This is a genomic window from Heyndrickxia acidiproducens DSM 23148 (assembly GCF_000374345.1).
GTDB lineage: Bacteria > Bacillota > Bacilli > Bacillales > Bacillaceae_C > Weizmannia > Weizmannia acidiproducens.
In genome coordinates this window covers 58980-78933 of sequence record NZ_KB893982.1, presented here as the reverse complement: position 1 = coordinate 78933, position 19954 = coordinate 58980, and the positions used below count along the sequence as shown (strand labels likewise).

The window sequence follows — 19954 nt, the reverse complement described above, 5'->3', positions numbered from 1 at the left end:
TTTAAATTCTTAAATGCTGCCCCACACGCTTTCGGCAATTGAAACAACGTGTTTGATTTTATTCCATTGGTCTTCCTCTGATAATAGATTTCCTTCTTCTGTGCTGGCAAATCCGCATTGCGGGCTTAGGGCCAAGTTTTTTAATGGAATATACCGGCTTGCTTCCTGAATTCTCTTCTTAATTTTGTCAGCATCCTCCAGCTCCGGAAATTTAGATGTGATGAGGCCAAGCACAACAGTGAGGTCGTCCCGTTTAAAGCTTTTTAGCGGCCCGAAATCTCCTGAGCGATCGTTATCATATTCAAGAAAGAGCCCGTCAACATTCAGATCGGCAAATATGGCATCGGATATTAAATCATAACCGCCGCTTGTAATATAGGTGGATCTGAAATTGCCCCTGCAAATATGCATCGTAATCAACAAATCATCGGGCCTTTTAGAGATGGCTTCATTTAAACAACGCACTCTTGTCTCAATAATGTCCTGTACGTCCATGCCGAGTTTTTCAACAACTGCCTGGATCCGTTCTTCCGAGACAAAATCAATCCACGAAGTATCGTCTAATTGCAGGTAACGGCAGCCGGCATCATAGAAAGCTTGAATGGCTTTTTGGTAAGCTGCTGCGGTATCTTTCTGGAATTGTTCGCGGTCGCCGTTGTAATATTCATCCCCCTGAATCCGGGTAAATAGCATATTCGGGCTTGGAATGGAAAATTTGGCAATCTGGCTGCCATCACCGTACTTCTCAACGGCTTGCTTTAAAAATTTAAAGTGTTCGATCATATCATGCTGGTGAAAGCCTACTTTCCCGACGACTTTAATCGCATTATTTTTCAGTTTGGCTCCCTTAAAGCGGCTGATATATTCCGTTTCAAACAGTTCAACGCCTTCCAGTCCTGCCAAAAAATCCAAATGCCAGTAGGCGCGCCTGTATTCACCATCCGTAATCGATTTAAGGCCTGCTTCGATTTCCTTTTGTACAAGCTTCTCAATTTCCCGATCTTCTACAGCCTTCAGGGCATCATGATCTATTTTTCCATCTGTAAAATCTTTTCTTGCATTTTTAATCGCTTCGGTTCTCAGAAAACTGCCAACATGATCTGCCCTGAACGGCGCCTTCACCAGTGTTTTTTCCATAAAATAAGAATCCCTCTTTTCTTTCAAAATAAAAGCCCTCTTCTAATAAATAAGAAGAGGGCGAATCAACACAGCCGGTTTCTCTTCTTATCTTCAAGCATCCGCTACTGGAATTGGCACAGTACTAAAATTAGTCTGTTGCCGAGGCTTCAAAGGGCCAGTCCCTCCACCTCTCTGGATAAGAAAATTCTAAACTATTTAACTAAAGTATAATTTACACCATTTATTCTATTCTGTCAATAAAAAATGAATAGCCGGCATTGAAAAAGTGCTTCTGTAACAGGATGTTAATGTGCAAAAAGACGGCAAGACACAGACTATCATAGTGTCTTCCTGTCTTTTATTAGCCGGTTGGACTTTGCCAGCAACTTCCTCAATGGGGAACCCTTTACGGTAACGGGATTTTTTATTGAAAAAGTTGGCCGCTGTCTCCGGCGGTCGGGTTTTGGTACTGTGCCATATACTGTTGGATTTGCTCCTGATTTTCAGGGACAACCTGGTACATGGCGCCTATTTTAGCAATATCTTTAGCCTCGGCATTTTCTACCGGGTAATAACCTTTTGAAGCCATATACTGCCACATATCATAGGCGTGGGCACAACTCATCATAAAAGCGGTTTGGCAAAATGAGCGGATTTCAGGATTGACCATTTCCATGGCTGACCATGCATACTCACGTCCGGCTCTTTTCAATGTTAAGAGATAGGCGGTAGCCATTTCGCGGTCATTCATATCTTCCACAATGGTTCTTGGCTGGACGGGCATGGCCGGTGGTACCATCTGCAGCGTGAAATCAGAGATCTTTTTGTCTTCTTTCAACAGCGGCAGTTCTTTTTTAGCCCCTTCCGTCTGATTTAAAAATTCCACCTTCATATTGTAATCTCTGACATGCATTGGAAAGTGCCGCTCAAGTATCTTTTTAAATTCCGGATCCTGAACATGTTGCAGCATATACGCCATATTCGTAATCGAGTTCACACAGCTCAACGCCAATTCATTTAAATCATGCAGTTCATGTGCGGCCAATTTCATTTTTTTCCCTCCATCATACTATGATTTAAAGCACATTTATTTTGCCAAAAACAAATCAGATTATACGGCACCTTACATTCGCAGCCCTGAAAAATTGAACAAAAAATGCTCAAAACCGTTTGTTTGAGCATGATTTTTCGTTCAGATGAATTTATTGGAGAAAAAGGGGGAAAATGAAAAAACGTTTTGCATCGGATCCCGGTGATATTCCCAAAAAAATCACCCCCACTTCAATCGAAGGGGGGATTTTTACCGGCTAGCTTAATTGAGCCGCTGTTTATGAAATCGAGACCGGGTATTTATAGAATCCTTCTCCGGCGGCTTTTCCTAGTTTACCTTTATCGATGTATTCGGTTTTCAGGAATTCAGCCAGTTTAGCGTATTTTTGATCGCCTGTTGCTTCTGCTTTCGCTTGTGTAATATTGTAAGCTGTGGTGATTCCGACCACATCCAGGATTGCGAAAGGGCCAAGTGGTGCACCTGTTGCTATTTTCCATGTTTTATCAATGGTTTCCGCATCTGAAACGCCTTTTAAAAGAAGCATTTGGACAGCTTCCAGGAAAGGAACCAGTAATGAGTTTAGTATATAGCCCGGCTGTTCTTTGTATAAAGGTAATGCAACCATTCCAATCGCTTTTGCAAATTCAATGACATCATCGAAAACTTTCATATCTGTTCCCGGATGTTTCATGACCTCTGCGGTGTTATTTTTCCAGATTTCGTTTGCAAAGTGTAGCGCTAAAAATTGTGCCGGACGGCCGGTTGCTTTGGCAAATTGGCTCGGCAGAAATGTTGAAGAATTGGTTACATAAATGGTCTTTTCAGGTGCGACTTGGCCCAGCTTTTGATAAAACTCAGTTTTAATCTGCGGGACTTCAGGGATCGCTTCAATCACTGGATCAGAGTCTGCGACTGCTATCTCTAAATTGCAATTGAAAGTTATCCGGTTGTAAGCTGCGTTGACTTCTTCATCTGTGGCGTGCAAATCTTCTTTGCAACGCTGCTTCAATTTTACGATTCGTTCTTTTGCATGTTCTATTGCTGCTTCATTGATATTGTAAACGCTTACAACAAACCCCTTAAAAGCAGCTTGGTAGGCAATTTGGCTTCCTAAAACACCACTGCCGGCAACTGTAACATACTGAAAGTCCATGATCTTTCTCTCCCTTTCTATTCATACCCTTTGTTAGTATAATATATTCAACATTATAGTAGCATTATATATTTAGCGTCGTCAATGAATCAGATAGCGGTTTCAAAAAAACAAAATGGGATTGTTATATCACATAATCAGTGCAAAAATTTTTAAAAATATCGATAAACGTATGATAATTGAGTTATTAATTGCTGCATACGAAATAGTGCCATTTATATCAATAATCTATTCTATTATAAATTGCGCGCTGGTTAGTCCTTTTGATTCGGAAGATATGTTAGTAATTGGGATGATAATAGATATAAAGGAAGGATAAAATGGAGAATCAAACTGCACTAAAAAAGCATTTACTTGAGCTCGAGCAACAGTTGTTAGAGCCCGGAACCCGCAAAAATATAGGTGAACTGGACAAATTGCTGGCAGATGACTTTTTCGAATTTGGCAGCTCGGGGAATGTCTGGTATAAGAAGGATAGTGTGGGTGGAGACGGGCTTAGCGTAAGGAAGATGGTTCTTTCCAATTTTGAAATTTATCCTTTATCTGGCGATGTGGTGTTGGCGACATACTGTGTACAAGATCAAACAAGAAAGCAACATACTTTGCGCAGCTCCATTTGGAAACACATAGATGGAAGGTGGCAAATGTTTTTCCATCAAGGAACAGTAACAAAGTCCTAATTTGATAAGCGATTTTTACGGACACAATCTATGCCATGAATTGGATGGTGGCAATCCCAAGATTGAAAATGTAAACAATCTGGCAGCGAGTATTTTCGCTGCCAGTAACAGTTTACATGTGGATCCGGGTTTTTCGTTTTGTAAAATCAATGTTTTGATAGTATGTGTTTTTTACCAAAATGTTCGGGCCAAGGCATTTAACTGCCGGACAGTGGCAATTCAGGGATTTTGCAGTTGGTGTTTCCAGCCATTTTTCAAAAACTGCCGGTAAAGCATCTTGCTGGATATTGCCAAGGGGCGGGGTATCGCCAAAATCTGTTACGATGACATCGCCGGTAAAAATATTGACATTCAGCCGCGATCTGCCGTCAGGATCATTACGGATCGTTACATTTTTACTTTTGTATAACCTCTTTAGCAGGGCTAAATCCTCCGGGTCACTGCTGCAAGGATAAAACGGCAGCGTCCCAAATAACATCCACACGTCTTCATTCCGTATATCCAGTAAATGGTGAATGGCTTCCCGGAGTTCTTCAGATGTCAGGACTTCTAAATTTGCGGCCCAGTCACTGGGGTACATGGGGTGAATTTCATGACGTGCGCATTTCATTTCTTCTGTAATTTGCTGATGAATTTGCCGGATATACGGTAAGGTACGTTTATTCAGCATCGTTTCAGCTGAAACCATCACTCCCATTTCAGATAAGGCGCGGCTGTTTTCAACAATACGGTTAAACATTTTTTTGCCCTGTTCATTGCTTGGTTTTCTAAGCATATGGGCAAAACCGCCCTCAATATAATCCTCAACGGTTCCCCAATTATGTGAAATATGCAGGACATCCAGGTAGGGCGCAATTTTTACATATTTTTCGAGTTTCATGGTCAGATTAGAGTTTACTTGTGTACGGATGCCTCTTTCACTGGCATACTGTAATAAAGGCAGCACATAGTTTTCAACCGATTTTGCAGAAAGCATCGGTTCTCCGCCTGTAATACTGATACAACGCAAGGTTTTAATTTCGTCCAAACGTTTTAATAATAAATCAAGCGGCAGTGGATCCGGATCCTTTGGCTGCAGCGTATAACCGACTGCACAGTGTTCACAACGCATATTACATAGTGTCGTGGTGGTAAATTCAATATTTGACAGTGTAAGATGCCCGTATTCCTTGACGTCCATATAGGCTTCCCAAGGATCGTTTTCAGGCGAAATACTTGCAGAAGTTTCTTCTTTTAACATGGTACAGCTCCCTTTTCAATTCATTTCCAATTAGATCCATTATTGATTATATCATGTTCTTCATCTTAACCTTTGAAAAGCCATGTTTAGAAAGTTTTTAAGAAAAATAATGCGCTTGAAACCCAATCTATTTTGCAAATCGGAGCATTCGGGGTGAAAACGACCTTTGAAAAAGAAACGTTCAAAGATATTTTGACACAAGAATGCTTAACGGATTTGTCACTTATCTTTAGATAAAAATCGGCCGCCCGGTTTTTGTAAAGTTTGATCAAGATAAAATATGTACGCCCGGTAAGAAATATGTAAGGAATTGTTCTGGCAATCAAGCTGGATCAATGAATGTTTTTGACAATTGAAACGGGGCATCGGCTTGATGTGTTTTTGACTGATAAATTTTTCTACAGAAAGAAGCAGGGTTCGTCATCCATTCCCCTGATACGTTGATCTTTGAAACAACTTTTCCAGCTATTAAAAATAGGAGCCGATAACGGTTAAATACACGATTAACTGTGAACATGTGTTTTTAGAGTTATTAATATTTTAATACCTTGCATTAAACAATACTGTATGTTATATTTTTCTCTGATGGTACTAAATAATAACCAGTAGTGAATTATGTGGTGGAGAGGGTGTGGAATGAACATTGAATGTGCAATTTAAAAAGGGTGTTTTAGAACTCTGCGTACTTGTTTTATTAGATAAGCATGATCGTTATGGATATGAACTTGTTCAAAAAATTTCGGAGCAGATCGCCATTTCCGAAGGTTCTGTGTATCCCTTATTAAGACGGCTGACAAAAGAAGGTTACTTTACTACGTACTTAAAAGAATCGTCGGAGGGTCCGCCACGTAAGTATTACAAACTAACGGATAACGGAAGAGCATTTCTCCATGAACTGCTCCAGGAATGGAAAGAATTTTCTAATGGAGTAAATCAAATAATCAAAGAAGGTGTTCGTGATGAATAAAAAGCAATTTTTATCTAAATTAGATTCTTCATTAAAAAGACTTCCTTCAAACGAACGTCAAGATATTCTGCAAGACTTTGAGGAACATTTCACTATTGGTATGCAGGAAGGGAAAACGGAGGAACAAATCTCATCCCTGCTTGGCTCCCCACATCAGATAGCAAAAGATATGGTGGCATCGTATCATCTTGATAGGGTGGAAACAACAGCAACGATAGGAAATATCATACGAGCAGTATGGGCCACGATTGGTTTGGGTTTTTTCAATCTTGTAATTGTGCTTGGACCATTCATTGCACTAACCGCTGTAATTGTCGCAGGATGGGTTTCAGGTCTCGCATTTATTGCTTCCCCTTTGCTGGTCTTCGTTAGTTTAATTTTATATCCAGATACATTCGAGCTTTTTAATTTATTCATTTCAATGTTAATTTGCGGACTTGGATTTTTTATCGTAATTGGGATGTATTTCGCAACTCGCACATTAGCGCAAGGCTTTGTCCGGTATTTAAGATTCAATGTAAAGCTTGTTAAAGGGGGGATTCAATCATGAATAAGATAAAAAAAGTCTCGATCGTTGCTCTCGTCCTATTACTTGTTGGCGCTGTCGGAAGCATCCTTACATTTAAACCAATGATTCAACAAAAGTCAATTTCAAAAGAAAAAGTTATCAATGAAAAGTTCAACCATATTAAAATGGTAACGGATAATACCGGGGTTGAAATTTTACCAACCACTGATTCAACGGCTAGAGTCAGCCTAACAGGTAAAATTGGAAAAGGTTCAAAATATCACTTATCAACAGATGCCGAAAACGCAACCCTTTCCGTCAGAGTAAAATATGAACAACGAAGTTTTATTAATTTCTTTCCCTCATCCTTATCGTTAAAAGTTTATGTTCCAAAAACGGTATATGAATCCCTGCGAATAGAAGGCGACAATGGGCGTATCAGTCTAAGTGATCTGCAAGCAAAAGATATTAACGTAAAAACAGATAATGGCAAAATTGAATTTGACAATGTTAAGGGGACTACTATCACAACCCAAACAGATAACGGATTAAGTAATCTAAAAAATGTGAAAGCCTCTTTCGTAAAAGCAAATTCTGATAATGGGAGAATCGCTTTAGAAAATGTTGAGGGCCGCATTTTTGCTAAGGCGAATAATGGAAGAATCTCACTCGTCACCCATCAATTAGACCAACCCATTAAATTCGAAACAGATAACGGGCGTATCAATATTCAAACGAAGAAAAAACCGACAAATGCTATAATCAATGCAAGTACTGAAAACGGAAGGGTTGAGCTTTTTGATCGTTCAAATAGGAATGCTGTATTCGGAAACGGAGAACACTTAATAAAATTAACTGCTTCTAACGGAAGGATAACCGTGGAGAATAAATAATTTGAGCTTTCTTTAAAGCGGATAAACCGGGTGTAATCATCTTTTCGCAATGAATGTCAATTTTTGTGCCTCTGAAAACTGCCCGATAAGGCTTAAGGGGCACTGCTTATGTGATCGTGCAAAAAACTTTGTTTGAAAGAACGGTGTGTAAAATGAATTGGACAGATTGGATACGAAATTATGAAACAAATTTTGAGCAGGAGAAAAAGGATAAAGAAATTATCTTGAATTGTGCAGGAACTTTTGATGATCTTCTGACACGTAAGAATGAAATTGCACATTTTACAAGTTCCGCTTTTGTCGTCAACAAGAATAGAGACAAAGCGTTGATGGTACACCATAATATTTTTCATGCCTGGTCCTGGCCGGGCGGACATGCTGACGGGGACGGAAACCTGCTGGCGGTTGCCATGAAAGAAGTCAGGGAGGAAACAGGGCTGATACATGTTTTTTCGGTAACAGAAGAGGTCGTCTCGCTCGATATTTTGCCTGTCTTTGGCCATATCAAAAAAGGAAAGTATGTGGCGCCGCATTTACATTTTAACGCTGCATTTTTATTGGAGGCTGACGAAAACGAAGCGCTGGCGGCCAAACCGGATGAGAACAGTGACGTACAGTGGATTCCATTTGAACAAATTGAAGCCTGTTCCAATGAACCGCATATGATCACCATTTATAAAAAAATCATGGCTAAGCTCAAAAAAGCCTAAGCCTAAAAAGCAGAGACGCCAAAGCGCATTAAATGCGTTATCCCGATGTTTTGTCATATAATCAAATTGTAACAAAGCCTTTGCCGGCATCGTGATCCGGTACAAAAGGGCGGTGCCGTTTGATAAAATAAAGAAAATTATTGCTGCGGATATGTTACTGGCAATTAAAAGTACGCAGCAAAGAAATGGGAGGAAGATGATGAAAATTGTTGCATTATCGGGGTCGAGAGTTGGATCAAAAACAAGGACGGCCATGGATTACGCGGTAAAAGCACTGGCAAAAAAAGAGACGGATGCTGACATTACTTTGATTGATTTAGCTGATTATGACATCCAGTTCAGCGACGGCCGCAATTATTTGGAGTATGAGGGAGACACAAAGTTTGTCGCGCAAACGGTAATGGAAGCGGACGCCATTATTTTTGGAACACCGGTTTTCCAGGCATCCATTCCGGCAACCTTGAAAAATATTTTTGACCTGCTTCCGGAAAAAGCGCTCCGCGATAAGGTAGCGGGCATCATTGTGACGGCAGGTTCGCCAAAGCACTACTTAATTGCAGAACAGCAGTTGAAGCCGATTTTGGCCTATATGAAAGCGCAAATCGTCCAGTCCTATGTTTTTATAGATGAAAGGGATTTTTACCAAAAAGAAATCATCAATGAGGATATCCTTGTCCGGATCAACCGTTTGGTGGAAGATATTGTCATGTTAACGGAAACCTATGCCAAAATCCGCGAAGCAAAAGCAGCAGTCTACGAAGTTTGAACAGCAAAACGGTCCCCGGGAAGTACCCCTGCCAGGTCTTTTGTAAAATGGCTTAAGTTGTTTGTTGGTAGAATGTTTGGAAATTGTAACGTTTCCATTTATGATGTTACAATAAGAGCAAATATGATTAAAGAAAAGTAGGTGACCTGTTTGAATCATAACCATGAAATTACGTTTTATTTCGTCCGCCATGGCGAAACCCAGTATAATCTCGAAAAAAGAGTGCAGGGGCATTCCGATTCCCCATTAACTGAAAAAGGCATTCAGCAGGCGGTTTGTCTGGGAAAAGGGCTGGCAGCTGTCCCGTTTATGGCAGCGTACTCAAGTGACAGCAAGCGGGCGCTTGATACCGCGAAAAAGGTCATTGGGGACAGAGAAATTCCGATTATTCAAGATGCCCGTTTCAGGGAAATGCACTTTGGCGATCTTGAAGCGCTGGAAGAGGCAAAACTTCCGTCTCCCCATCAACATTTCTTTGCTGATTTGTACAGCATGAAAAACCTGGAATTTTCTTCACCGGGCGGCGAGTCACTTTCCCAAGTGTTCAGGCGCACCGATGCGGCCGTAAAAGATATTATCGATACATACCCAAACAAAAGCGGCAATATCCTTGTGTTTACGCATGGTGTGACACTGGGCAACTATATGATGCATTTAAAAGGAGACCGCGAATACCCCGTCCATGGCAACTGCTCCGTATCTATCGTAAAGTTTCGCGGCGATGATTACGATATTGAAAAAATTGCCGACCGTTCCTTTCTGGAAAATTGTTAAGCGGTATACGGCTAATCATTGTCCATCCGCTTCATTTCCTATATAGGACTTTAGAAAGAAAAAAATATATTTTCAAAATTATTATTGACGAATGGGCTCTTTGGACATATAATAATTCCAATAGTTGAAAAAATTTCATGCGTTTGGATTCTTATCAAGAGAGGTGGAGGGAAAGGCCCTGTGAAGCCTCGGCAACAGGTTATGAAACACTGTGCCAATTCCTGCAGGCAAATGCCTGAAAGATAAGAAAAGTTGGACTTGTCCTGTCATCAACTCTTCTTATCTTGCCGGTAGGAAGAGTTTTTTAGTTTACAATGAATTGCGATTAAAATCCATATGATTTGGAGTGAGGGTATGGTTACCTACAAAGATTTCAATGGCGACCCCTTTAAAGGACGGGTTCCCGGCGATGAAACGAAAGGGGCAGCAAAAGTTTTGGAATGGGCATACAGCACCTATGGGGATTCGATCATCTATGCCTGCAGTTTTGGGGCGGAAGGTATTGTACTGGTTGATTTAATTTCCAAGGTAAAGGAAGACGCGAGCATTACGTTTCTGGATACCGGTGTCCATTTCAAAGAAACATACGAATTGATCGACAGGGTGAAGGAAAAATATCCGAAACTGCGGATCACGCTAAAAAAACCAAAATTGACACTGGAAGAACAGGCACAGAAATACGATCCGGAACTTTGGAAAACCCAGCCTGATCTATGCTGCTTTATCCGCAAAGTAAGGCCGCTTGAAGAAGTGCTCTACGGCGTCCCGGCATGGATTTCCGGATTGCGGCGGGAGCAGTCATTGAGCCGCAGAAAAACAGATTTTGTCAACAAGGATGATCGCTTTAAATCGATAAAAGTTTGTCCGTTAATTTACTGGACCTGGGAAGACGTGTGGCGTTATATCCGAGTAAACAGCCTGCCTTACAATCCATTGCATGACAACGGTTATCCAAGTATCGGCTGTGCGCCATGCACCTCTGCTGTAAGCGGCTCGGGCGATTCCAGGGAAGGAAGATGGGCAGGCTTGGAAAAAACAGAATGCGGGCTCCACATTCAGGGCAGGCCCTCTCTTGAAAAATAAAAATTTTTTGTATATAACCAAGTAACCATCCCTGTATATCGGGAATAAACTTGAAGGAGGTGAGGGACCCAGGGAGATGATACCAATCCATCCAGAATTTGATTTACGATACAAATTAAACTGACAGCGCTCTGCGAGGTGAAAATCTTGAATTTAAACGTACAAAATAGTCCTTTCAGCCAGGAACAGGCGGAAAACATCAATCGTTTGCTGGCAACGTTAACAAAACAGCAAAAAATCTGGCTAAGCGGTTTTTTGGCATATCCGCTGGTTGCTGAAAACGGGAAAGCGCCTGAACCAGGCACCAAAGCCCCGGGGAAAACCGCAGAAAGGAAGGTAACCGTCCTGTTCGGGTCCGAGACCGGTAACTGCCAGTCGCTCGCCGAAGAACTCGTTCAAAAGTTAAAAGAAAACCAATTCAATGCTTCTTCCTCAGCACTTGACGATTTTAAAACGAATGATTTAAAGAAAGTTCAAGACTTGCTGATTGTAACCAGTACACATGGTGAAGGGGACCCGCCGGATAATGCCATCACCTTTTATGAATTCTTACATAGCAGAAGGGCGCCAAAATTGGAGGGCGTGCGTTTTTCCGTCCTCGCACTCGGCGACCAGTCCTACGAATTTTTTTGTAAAACCGGCCGGGATATCGATAAACGCCTGGAAGAATTGGGGGGCAGCCGCATCTATCCGCGCGAAGATTGCGACGTTGATTTTGAAGAAGCTGCGGCCGGCTGGATTGCCGGCGTCATCGGGGTCTTGAAAGAGTCACGGGAATTGCATGTGCAGGAAGCGGCCGTAACCGTAACGGATTCCCCGGCACCCGCTCTAAAAGCAGTTTATTCCAAAACCAATCCTTTTCAGGCAGAAGTCTTGGAAAATATCAATCTGAACTGGCATGGTTCCAATAAAGAAACGCGCCATCTTGAATTGTCTCTTGAAGGGTCGGCATTCGCTTTTGAACCGGGTGACAGTTTAGGAATTTTTCCGGAAAATGACCCGCAGCTGGTTGATCTGCTGATCGGAAAACTGGGATGGAGCGGGGAAGAAGCAGTCCCGGTGAATAAACAAGGCGATCTGCACCCATTGCGTGAAGCACTTATTTCACATTACGAGATTACAAGATTAACAAAACCGCTGCTCAAACAGGCAGCAGAGCTGTTTGGCAATCAGGAGCTGGAAAAACTTGTGGAACCGGAAAACGGTGAATCTTTAAAGGCGTATCTTGACAGCAGGGATTTATTGGATCTCGTGCAGGATTATCCGCCGCGGGAAGTTCAGCCGGACCAGTTCGTAAAAATACTTCGTAAAATTCCGGCCCGCCTTTATTCGATTGCGAGCAGTTATCAGGCGAATCCGGATGAAGTCCAGCTTACGATTGGAACCGAGCGTTTTCAAGCCCATGGCAGAGTGCGTTCGGGTGTCTGTTCCGGGCAAATTGCAAACCGGATTCAGCCGGGGGACCGTTTGTCTGTATATATTCACCGCAACCCGAATTTCAAGCTTCCGGAAAATCCGGAGACACCGGTGATCATGATCGGGCCGGGTACAGGGGTCGCCCCATTCCGCGCTTTTCTCGAAGAACGGGAAGCAAGAGGCATTGCGGGGAATACGTGGTTGTTTTTTGGCGATCAGCACTTTTCAACAGACTTCCTCTATCAGCTGGATTGGCAGAAATGGCTGAAGTCAGGCATATTGGCGCGGATGGATGTTGCTTTTTCCCGTGACACAGCCGAGAAAATTTATGTACAGCACAGGATGATGGAACACAGCAAGGAGTTGTATCGCTGGCTTGAAAATGGAGCGAATCTGTATGTCTGCGGCGATGAAAAATGTATGGCCCGTGACGTCCAGGAAACCTTGATCAACATAATCGCAAAAGAAGGCGGTATGGACCAGGAAAAGGCAGAGGATTACTTGAAGCAAATGCGGCAGCAAAAACGTTACCAGCGTGATGTTTATTAATCGAAAAAGAAAGGGGCAGCATCATGGGCGATAAAGAGCAGAATCATCTTCCCGCCCAAAACGGGAAGCTTGATCCACTGGAAGGAATAAAGAAAAACAGCCGTTATTTAAGAGGCACAATTGCAGAAGGGCTGCAGGATCAGATCACGGCAGCAATTTCTGATGACGACAATAAATTGTTGAAATTCCATGGCAGTTACCAGCAGGATGACCGCGACGTGAGGAATGAGCGGCGGAAAAAGAAACTGGAACCGGCCTATCAATTCATGGTTCGTGTCCGGATCCCGGGAGGCGTGGCCACACCTGAACAGTGGCTTGTCATGGACGATCTTGCCCAAAAATACGGGAATGGGACATTGAAGCTGACGACACGCCAGGCTTTCCAAATGCACGGCATTTTAAAATGGAATTTAAAAAAGGCCATGCAGGAAATGAACGAGGCACTGATGACAACATTGGCTGCATGCGGGGATGTGACCCGCAATGTCATGTGCAATCCGAATCCGTATCAATCAGCAGTTCATGCCGAGGTATTCGAATGGGCAAAAATCATCAGCGATCATTTACTGCCAAGAACGTCTGCTTATCATGAAATTTGGCTGGATGGCGAGAAAGTCGCGGACAGCCGTGAGACCGAAGACAAAGAACCAATATACGGCTCTGCGTACTTGCCGCGGAAATTTAAAATCGGTATCGCCGTTCCGCCATCGAATGATGTGGATATTTTTTCCCAGGATCTTGGCTTCATTGCGATTTTGGAAGAAGGAAAATTAAAAGGATTCAATGTTGCAGTCGGCGGCGGGATGGGCATGACACACGGCGACCCGAAAACATACCCGCAAATCGCCCGTGTTATTGGTTTTTGCCCGGCTGAAAAGGCTGTTGAAGTGGCCGAAAAAGTCGTAACGATTCAGCGCGATTATGGGAATCGCACAAATCGGAAAAATGCCCGCTTTAAATATACCATCGATGCCAGAGGGCTCGACTGGCTCAAGCAGGAACTGAATGAAAGATTGGGGTGGGAGCTTCAAGAACCGGCGCCATTCCATTTTGATCATAATGGTGACCGTTATGGCTGGGTGGAAGGTAACGGAAAATGGCACTTCACTTTATTCATTCAAAACGGCAGGGTGAAGGATGTTGAAGATTATCCATTGATGACCGGCCTAAGAGAAATTGCCAAAATCCATACAGGGGATTTCCGCCTTACCCCGAACCAAAATCTGATCATTGCAAATGTAACGGAGGAATTAAAGGGGAAAATTGATGAACTGGTGAAGAAGTACCGGTTAACTGACGGGAAGCATTACTCCGCATTAAGGCGTAATTCGATGGCGTGTGTGGCATTCCCTACCTGCGGGCTGGCAATGGCAGAGTCAGAACGGTATTTACCATCCCTTTTGGGAGAAATTGAAGCCATTTTAGATGAAGCCGGGCTGCGTGAAGAAGAGATTGTGATTCGCATGTCGGGATGCCCGAATGGCTGTTCACGCCCGGCATTGGCAGAAATCGGTTTTATCGGGAAAGGGCCCGGAAAATACAATTTGTATTTAGGCGGCGGGTTTACAGGCGATCGTTTGAGCAGGCTGTACCGTGAAAATATTGGGGAAACTGAAATTTTAAGCACCCTTCGCCCGATTCTATTCCACTATGCAAAAGAAAAACAGGCCGGTGAGCATTTCGGCGACTTTGTAATTCGTGCCGGTTATGTGGAAGAGGTACATTCAGGGCTTGATTTTCACCAAACCAATACCCCGGCAAGATAAAGCGAAACTTAAATCAGTGGGGGTTTTCCTTCATTCCCCACTGATGGTTCGTCTTACTGCCCGTTATGTTGGGATAAGAATCAGGAAGTGCCGTTTAATCATAACAGCAGAAAAGGATGAGGTGAAAAGATGGGAAAGGTTTATTTGGTCGGTGCAGGCCCTGGTGATCCGGAGCTCATTACAGTAAAAGGACTGAAAGCTGTTCAACAGGCGGATGTCATTTTATATGACCGCCTGGTGAACCGCCTCTTGCTTGACGAAGCGCATGAAGGGGCAAAACTGGTCTATTGCGGCAAAAGCCCGGACCGGCATTCCCTCTCGCAGGAAACGATCAACAGCCTGCTTGTGAAATACGCCAAACAAGGCAATGTGGTAACAAGGCTCAAAGGCGGCGACCCTTTTATCTTTGGAAGGGGCGGGGAAGAGGCAGAATACCTGCGTAAAAATGGCATCTCTTTTGAAGTTGTTCCGGGCATTACATCCGGTTCCGCCGCCCCCGCCTATGCCGGGATCCCGCTTACACACCGGGAGTACAGCTCATCGGTTGCTTTTGTTTCGGGAGCCGGGAAAAACGGCGAAGATTCCGGGCAAAACTGGGAGCATCTGGCTAAAGGCGCAGATACGCTTTGCATCTATATGGGAGTGAAACATTTGCCGGATATTTGTGAGCAGCTGCTCCGGCACGGCCGCCATCCAAAAACGCCGGTTGCACTAGTCTATTGCGGGACAACAGATGAACAGCAAACGGTAACGGGAAATCTCGAAAATATTACAACAAAGGCGAAAATGATTCGAAATCCGGCCATGATTATTATCGGGGATGTAGTCCGCTTAAGGGAAAAAATCCAATGGTATGAATGGCTGGAGCTTGAAAAAGAACAGCCATCGCAAGTCGTGTTTGGCTAGGGGGGAAGGCATCATGCAGGGTGTGCTTTATATTTGCCATGGCAGCCGTGTGCCGGGGGCTCTCCGGGAGTCGGCCGGATTGATCCGATCTGTCCGGGATAAAATCGATGTACCGCTGCAGGAAGTTTGTTTTTTGGAAATTGCAGCCCCCGATATACAACAAGGGATTGCAAGTTTAGCAGATAAAGGGGCGACCCGAATCGCGATTATTCCTGTACTGCTGCTCGGCGCCGGCCATTATTACAATGATATACCGAAAACGGTAAGGCAGGTGCAGCAGCAATATCCGCATGTACATTTTACCTATGGCAAGCCGCTTGGCGTTCAAGAACGGTTGGTGGATGTACTGGCAGACCGCATTCATGAAATACAGGCCCCCGTTACACGCAGTACCGGAATTATATTGGCCGGCCGGGGCAGCAGAAGTCCCCAAACAAAAAGGGATATCGAAAAGATAGCAAGCATGCTGGAGAAAAGAATCAATGCCCAATCGGTAGAACCTTGTTTTCTGGCTGCCTGTGAACCTTCATTTGAAGAGGTGCTGGCGTCAGCTTTACAAAAAAAATTCACGCATATTTTCATTGTCCCATATTTATGGTTTACGGGATTCCTGATGCGGGATTTGAAAAAGAAAATTGCCGCTTTGCATGATCCAACCATCATTTTATGCCGGCATATGGGGGATCATCCTTCCATGAAACAGGCGTTGGCAGACCGCGTGAATGAAACTTTAGTAGAAGAGGTGCCATTATGGCATTTATCCCGCTGATGGTTGATTTGAGTCAACAGCATGCCGTGGTGGTCGGCGGAGGGCAGATTGCGAACAGGAGAATCGAATCGCTTTTAGATAGCGGGGCAAATATCACGGTGGTCAGCCCGGAAATAATACCGGAAATCTATATGCTTGTGGAAAAAGGACAGATCCATTGGCGGGCAAAAACGTTTCAGCCTGAGGATTTGGCGGGGGCTTTTCTGATTATTGCTGCCACCAGCCAACCTGAAGTCAACCAGATGGTTAAACAGTCAGCGCCTCCCAATGCGCTTGTCAATATAGCTTCTGATGCTTCAGCGGGAAATGTCCATTTCCCCGCACACTTCAAGCAAGGAAGATTATCAATCGCAATCTCAAGCGGTGGGGCAAGCCCGCTGCTGGCAGTAAAAATAAAAGAACAGCTGCAAACGATGTTTGGCGGCCAATACGGGGATTACCTGGACTTTTTATATGAAAGCCGGCAACGCATAAAGCAGTCCCCCTTGGATGAAAAATCAAAAAATGGTTTATTAAAAGAACTGCTGTCTGATCATTATCAGGATAAAGAACAGCAACTACAGCTGGAAAACTGGCTGCGGCGTTTAACCAAAGAGGAATTTTAATTAAGAAAGGAACCGGAAGTTGGTTTCACTACAATACGGGGAGGTTATACCATTGTCACTTACCTTACAAAAGGATGAAATAGGAATTCTGCCCCATGGCGGAAAATTGGTGCAAAGGGAAAAATACGGGGCAGAAAGAGAGAATGATTTAAAAAAAGCAGCGGGATTGAAATCATTAAGGCTTGATGCCTGGAGTTTATCGGATCTGGAACTGATTGCAATCGGCGGATTCAGTCCCCTGACCGGATTCATGGGAAAAGAAGATTATACCAATGTGCTGGAAAACGTGCATCTGGCCGATGGAACGCTTTGGAGCATCCCGATCACCCTTCCTGCCGCGAAAGCAGCAGCGGCAGAATATGAGGTTGGCTCCGAGATTGCGCTGACCGGGGAAGACGGCGTGATTTACGGCGTACTTGAATTACAGGAAAAATACACTTATGACAAAGAAAAAGAAGCAAGGCTTGTTTACGGAACGACAGACCGCGCCCATCCCGGTGTGAAGAAGCTGTACGAAAAGGGGGATGTGTATTTGGCGGGCCCGGTCTATTTGTTAAACCGGCCGAATCATGACGATTTTAAAGATTTTTATCTTGATCCAAAAGAAACAAGGCAACTATTTGCTGATCTGGGTTGGAAAACCATTGTCGGCTTCCAGACCCGCAACCCTGTCCACCGCGCCCATGAATATATTCAAAAGAGCGCATTGGAATCGGTTGATGGCTTGTTGCTAAATCCCTTGGTGGGAGAAACCAAATCGGATGATATTCCGGCAGATATCCGGATGGAAAGCTATCAGGTTATCCTTAAAAACTATTTTCCTGAAAACCGGGCCAGGCTGGTCATTTATCCGGCTGCGATGCGCTATGCGGGGCCGCGTGAAGCCATTTTGCATGCGATTGTCCGCAAAAATTACGGCTGCACCCACTTTATTGTCGGCCGTGATCATGCAGGTGTCGGCGATTATTATGGCACATACGAAGCGCAGGCGTTTATTTCCAGGTTTGAAGATGAACTCGGGATCCAAATTTTTAAATTCGAGCATGCTTTTTACTGCACGAAATGCGAAAATATGGCGACGTCGAAAACCTGCCCGCATGACAAGTCGTTCCATGTCCATTTAAGCGGGACAAAAGTGCGGGAAAAACTTCGGAACGGGGAAGCATTGCCAAAGGAATTCTCCCGTCCGGAAGTTGCAGCAGTATTGATCAAAGGGCTTAAGCAAAAATAAGGCCAGGGAGCTGGTGAAGTAAAAGGGGAGAGGCAGACAAATGGGTAATGCAGCAAATATTGTTTGGCACGCATCAAAAGTAACAAAACAAGAAAGACAGCAGCGGAACCGGCATAAGAGCGCTGTGCTTTGGTTTACCGGGCTGTCCGGTTCAGGGAAATCGACGTTATCGGCAGCACTGGAAAAAGAACTGTTTCAATTAGGGGTGCACACGTACCGGTTGGATGGCGATAATATCCGCCATGGCCTGAATCAAAATTTGGGGTTCAGTCCCGAAGACCGGGCAGAAAATATCCGCCGCATCGGTGAAGTCGCCAAGCTGATGGTGGATGCCGGGCTGATGACCTTGACCGCGTTTATTTCGCCGTACCAAAAAGACCGTGAGCAGGTGCGAAATATACTGGAAGAAAATGAGTTTATTGAAGTCTATGTCAAATGCAGCCTGGAGGCATGCGAAAAACGGGATCCAAAAGGCCTGTACAAGAAGGCGCGCGCAGGAGAAATCAAAGCATTCACCGGAATTGACGCGCCTTATGAAGAACCGTCTGATCCGGAATTAACGATTGATACCGAAAATCAAAGCCTGGAAGAGTCGATCAAAACCATCACAGCCTATTTGAAAGAAAAGGGATATCTTACTGAATCACTTTTAGTATGATGAAAACGGCCGGGCAGGCTGGCAGGAGTGCGGCATGCCCGTTAAAAACCAAGTTTGCGGGGCTGTTAAGTAGACATTTAAAACCCCTTGTTTGGCGTAATTAAAACGGTTCATCTGTATCGAGGAGGAGAGGAATGGAAAAGCTCATTGTGTTGGCGATTGTTGGTTTCTTTGCGCAGCTGATAGATGGTGCCCTGGGGATGGCATACGGGGTTACTTCCACATCCCTGTTACTGGCTTTCGGCATCGCGCCGGCAGCTGCTTCTGCATCTGTACACCTATCCGAGGTTGTAACGACTGCTGCTTCAGGGATTTCCCATCTTAAATTTGGGAATGTTGATAAAAAAATGGTGCTCCGCCTGACGATCCCGGGGGCAATTGGCGCTTTTATCGGAGCCTGCTTTTTAAGCAATATTCCGGGTGACATTGTCAAGCCGTATATTTCACTTTTTCTTTTATTGCTCGGATTATATGTTATTTACCGGTTCTTATTTAAATTTCAGCACAGCGAGACAAAAGTATACAAGGCCTTGCCCATTAAGCAGTCGATTCCCCTCGGGTTCATTGCGGGCTTTGCCGATGCAACAGGCGGCGGGGGCTGGGGGCCGATTGCGACACCGGTCCTTTTGTCCAAAAAAGGCATGACAGCCCGTAAAGTTGTCGGAACCGTGGATACAAGCGAGTTCGCGATCGCAGTTTCTGCTACAATCGGCTTTATTCTTTCATTAGGATGGGACACCGTTAATTTCCTCTGGGTAACCGCCCTTGTGCTCGGCGGCGTGGTCGCAGCTCCGATTGCTGCATGGCTTGTGCGCAAAGTCCCTGCCCAGTTAATGGGGGTTTTAGTAGGGGGATTTATCATTTTAGTGAATGCCAGAACAGTTTTAAACACATGGGCGGTCCATTCCAATTATACCCCTCTCGTTTACGGAATCATTCTATTGGCATGGGCAGCCGTTGTCTTCTTTGTGTTTCGCAAGATGAAAACCAGCCGATCCGTGGAAGAAGAACATGCGGATGTCATCGGTTAATCCCGGGAATAAACGGTGGGATTAAATGAGAAGCGGGCTGGATGAATCCCTCAAGTGGGTAAAAAAATCTCCGGAATCT

General features: G+C 44.2%; 20 protein-coding genes and 2 riboswitches. Of the genes, 16 read left to right on the top strand and 4 right to left on the bottom strand.

Annotated features, from left to right (window positions below; translation table 11 throughout):
• Positions 1-9 precede the first annotated feature (9 nt).
• From C232_RS0104460 to C232_RS0104445, 3 genes are all read right to left on the bottom strand, one after another.
• Positions 10-1137, bottom strand: a complete 1128-nt coding sequence (locus C232_RS0104460; protein ID WP_026314477.1) for a 5-methyltetrahydropteroyltriglutamate--homocysteine S-methyltransferase — start codon at positions 1135-1137, stop codon at positions 10-12.
• 84 nt (positions 1138-1221) lie between these two features.
• A riboswitch (SAM riboswitch) is annotated at positions 1222-1322 on the bottom strand.
• A 221-nt stretch (positions 1323-1543) separates the two neighbouring features.
• On the bottom strand, positions 1544-2170 hold the full coding sequence (locus C232_RS0104455; protein WP_018661702.1) for a spore coat protein: 627 nt from the start codon (positions 2168-2170) through the stop codon (positions 1544-1546).
• 277 nt (positions 2171-2447) lie between these two features.
• Positions 2448-3323 (bottom strand): 3-hydroxyacyl-CoA dehydrogenase, encoded by an 876-nt coding sequence (locus C232_RS0104445; protein WP_018661700.1) that lies wholly within the window; start codon positions 3321-3323, stop codon positions 2448-2450.
• 320 nt (positions 3324-3643) lie between these two features.
• On the opposite strand from C232_RS0104445, the gene C232_RS0104440 reads away from it, so the two are divergent.
• The gene (locus tag C232_RS0104440) at positions 3644-4003 is read left to right on the top strand and encodes a nuclear transport factor 2 family protein (protein ID WP_018661698.1); all 360 of its coding nucleotides are present in this window, start codon (positions 3644-3646) and stop codon (positions 4001-4003) included.
• A gap of 112 nt (positions 4004-4115) precedes the next feature.
• Here C232_RS0104440 and yfkAB read toward each other — a convergent pair whose 3' ends face one another.
• A complete protein-coding gene (gene yfkAB / locus C232_RS0104435; protein WP_018661695.1) occupies positions 4116-5243 on the bottom strand; it encodes a radical SAM/CxCxxxxC motif protein YfkAB in 1128 nt (375 codons plus the stop codon).
• A gap of 643 nt (positions 5244-5886) precedes the next feature.
• Here yfkAB and C232_RS0104430 point away from each other — a divergent pair.
• The 15 genes from C232_RS0104430 (at position 5887) to C232_RS0104360 (ending at position 19875) form a co-directional block, all read left to right on the top strand.
• Positions 5887-6210, top strand: coding sequence for a PadR family transcriptional regulator (locus tag C232_RS0104430; protein WP_018661693.1), 324 nt, complete (start codon positions 5887-5889; stop codon positions 6208-6210).
• Positions 6203-6760, top strand: coding sequence for a DUF1700 domain-containing protein (locus C232_RS0104425; protein WP_018661692.1), 558 nt, complete (start codon positions 6203-6205; stop codon positions 6758-6760). The genes C232_RS0104430 and C232_RS0104425 overlap by 8 nt, the downstream gene beginning before the upstream one ends.
• Entirely contained in the window at positions 6757-7611 is an 855-nt protein-coding gene (locus C232_RS0104420) for a DUF4097 family beta strand repeat-containing protein (RefSeq protein ID WP_018661690.1), read from the top strand. Before C232_RS0104425 ends, C232_RS0104420 begins: the two co-directional genes overlap by 4 nt.
• 152 nt (positions 7612-7763) lie before the next feature.
• The gene (locus tag C232_RS0104415) at positions 7764-8321 is read left to right on the top strand and encodes an NUDIX hydrolase (RefSeq protein ID WP_026314476.1); all 558 of its coding nucleotides are present in this window, start codon (positions 7764-7766) and stop codon (positions 8319-8321) included.
• Positions 8322-8520: 199 nt separating this feature from the next.
• Positions 8521-9087 carry an NADPH-dependent FMN reductase gene (locus C232_RS0104410; protein WP_018661686.1) on the top strand — a complete coding sequence of 189 codons (567 nt, stop codon included), beginning with the start codon at positions 8521-8523 and terminating at the stop codon, positions 9085-9087.
• Between the two features lie 150 nt (positions 9088-9237).
• The gene (locus C232_RS18385; RefSeq protein ID WP_018661684.1) at positions 9238-9861 is read left to right on the top strand and encodes a histidine phosphatase family protein; all 624 of its coding nucleotides are present in this window, start codon (positions 9238-9240) and stop codon (positions 9859-9861) included.
• A 148-nt stretch (positions 9862-10009) separates the two neighbouring features.
• Positions 10010-10110, top strand: a riboswitch (SAM riboswitch).
• A 105-nt stretch (positions 10111-10215) separates the two neighbouring features.
• The gene (locus tag C232_RS0104400; RefSeq protein ID WP_018661682.1) at positions 10216-10944 is read left to right on the top strand and encodes a phosphoadenylyl-sulfate reductase; all 729 of its coding nucleotides are present in this window, start codon (positions 10216-10218) and stop codon (positions 10942-10944) included.
• Between the two features lie 147 nt (positions 10945-11091).
• Positions 11092-12909: an assimilatory sulfite reductase (NADPH) flavoprotein subunit gene (locus C232_RS0104395; RefSeq protein WP_018661680.1), complete on the top strand. Its 1818-nt coding sequence runs from the start codon at positions 11092-11094 to the stop codon at positions 12907-12909.
• A gap of 23 nt (positions 12910-12932) precedes the next feature.
• Positions 12933-14675, top strand: coding sequence for an assimilatory sulfite reductase (NADPH) hemoprotein subunit (gene cysI, locus C232_RS0104390; RefSeq protein WP_018661678.1), 1743 nt, complete (start codon positions 12933-12935; stop codon positions 14673-14675).
• Between the two features lie 129 nt (positions 14676-14804).
• A complete protein-coding gene (cobA, locus tag C232_RS0104385; protein WP_018661676.1) occupies positions 14805-15581 on the top strand; it encodes a uroporphyrinogen-III C-methyltransferase in 777 nt (258 codons plus the stop codon).
• A gap of 13 nt (positions 15582-15594) precedes the next feature.
• A complete protein-coding gene (locus C232_RS0104380) occupies positions 15595-16350 on the top strand; it encodes a sirohydrochlorin chelatase (protein WP_018661674.1) in 756 nt (251 codons plus the stop codon).
• Positions 16332-16955: an NAD(P)-binding protein gene (locus C232_RS0104375; protein WP_018661672.1), complete on the top strand. Its 624-nt coding sequence runs from the start codon at positions 16332-16334 to the stop codon at positions 16953-16955. Before C232_RS0104380 ends, C232_RS0104375 begins: the two co-directional genes overlap by 19 nt.
• Before the next feature lie 52 nt (positions 16956-17007).
• Entirely contained in the window at positions 17008-18186 is a 1179-nt protein-coding gene (gene sat, locus C232_RS0104370) for a sulfate adenylyltransferase (RefSeq protein ID WP_018661670.1), read from the top strand.
• Between the two features lie 40 nt (positions 18187-18226).
• Positions 18227-18844 (top strand): adenylyl-sulfate kinase, encoded by a 618-nt coding sequence (gene cysC, locus C232_RS0104365; protein WP_018661668.1) that lies wholly within the window; start codon positions 18227-18229, stop codon positions 18842-18844.
• 134 nt (positions 18845-18978) lie between these two features.
• Complete coding sequence (locus C232_RS0104360; protein WP_018661666.1) at positions 18979-19875, top strand: sulfite exporter TauE/SafE family protein; 897 nt, start codon at positions 18979-18981, stop codon at positions 19873-19875.
• Positions 19876-19954 lie beyond the last annotated feature (79 nt).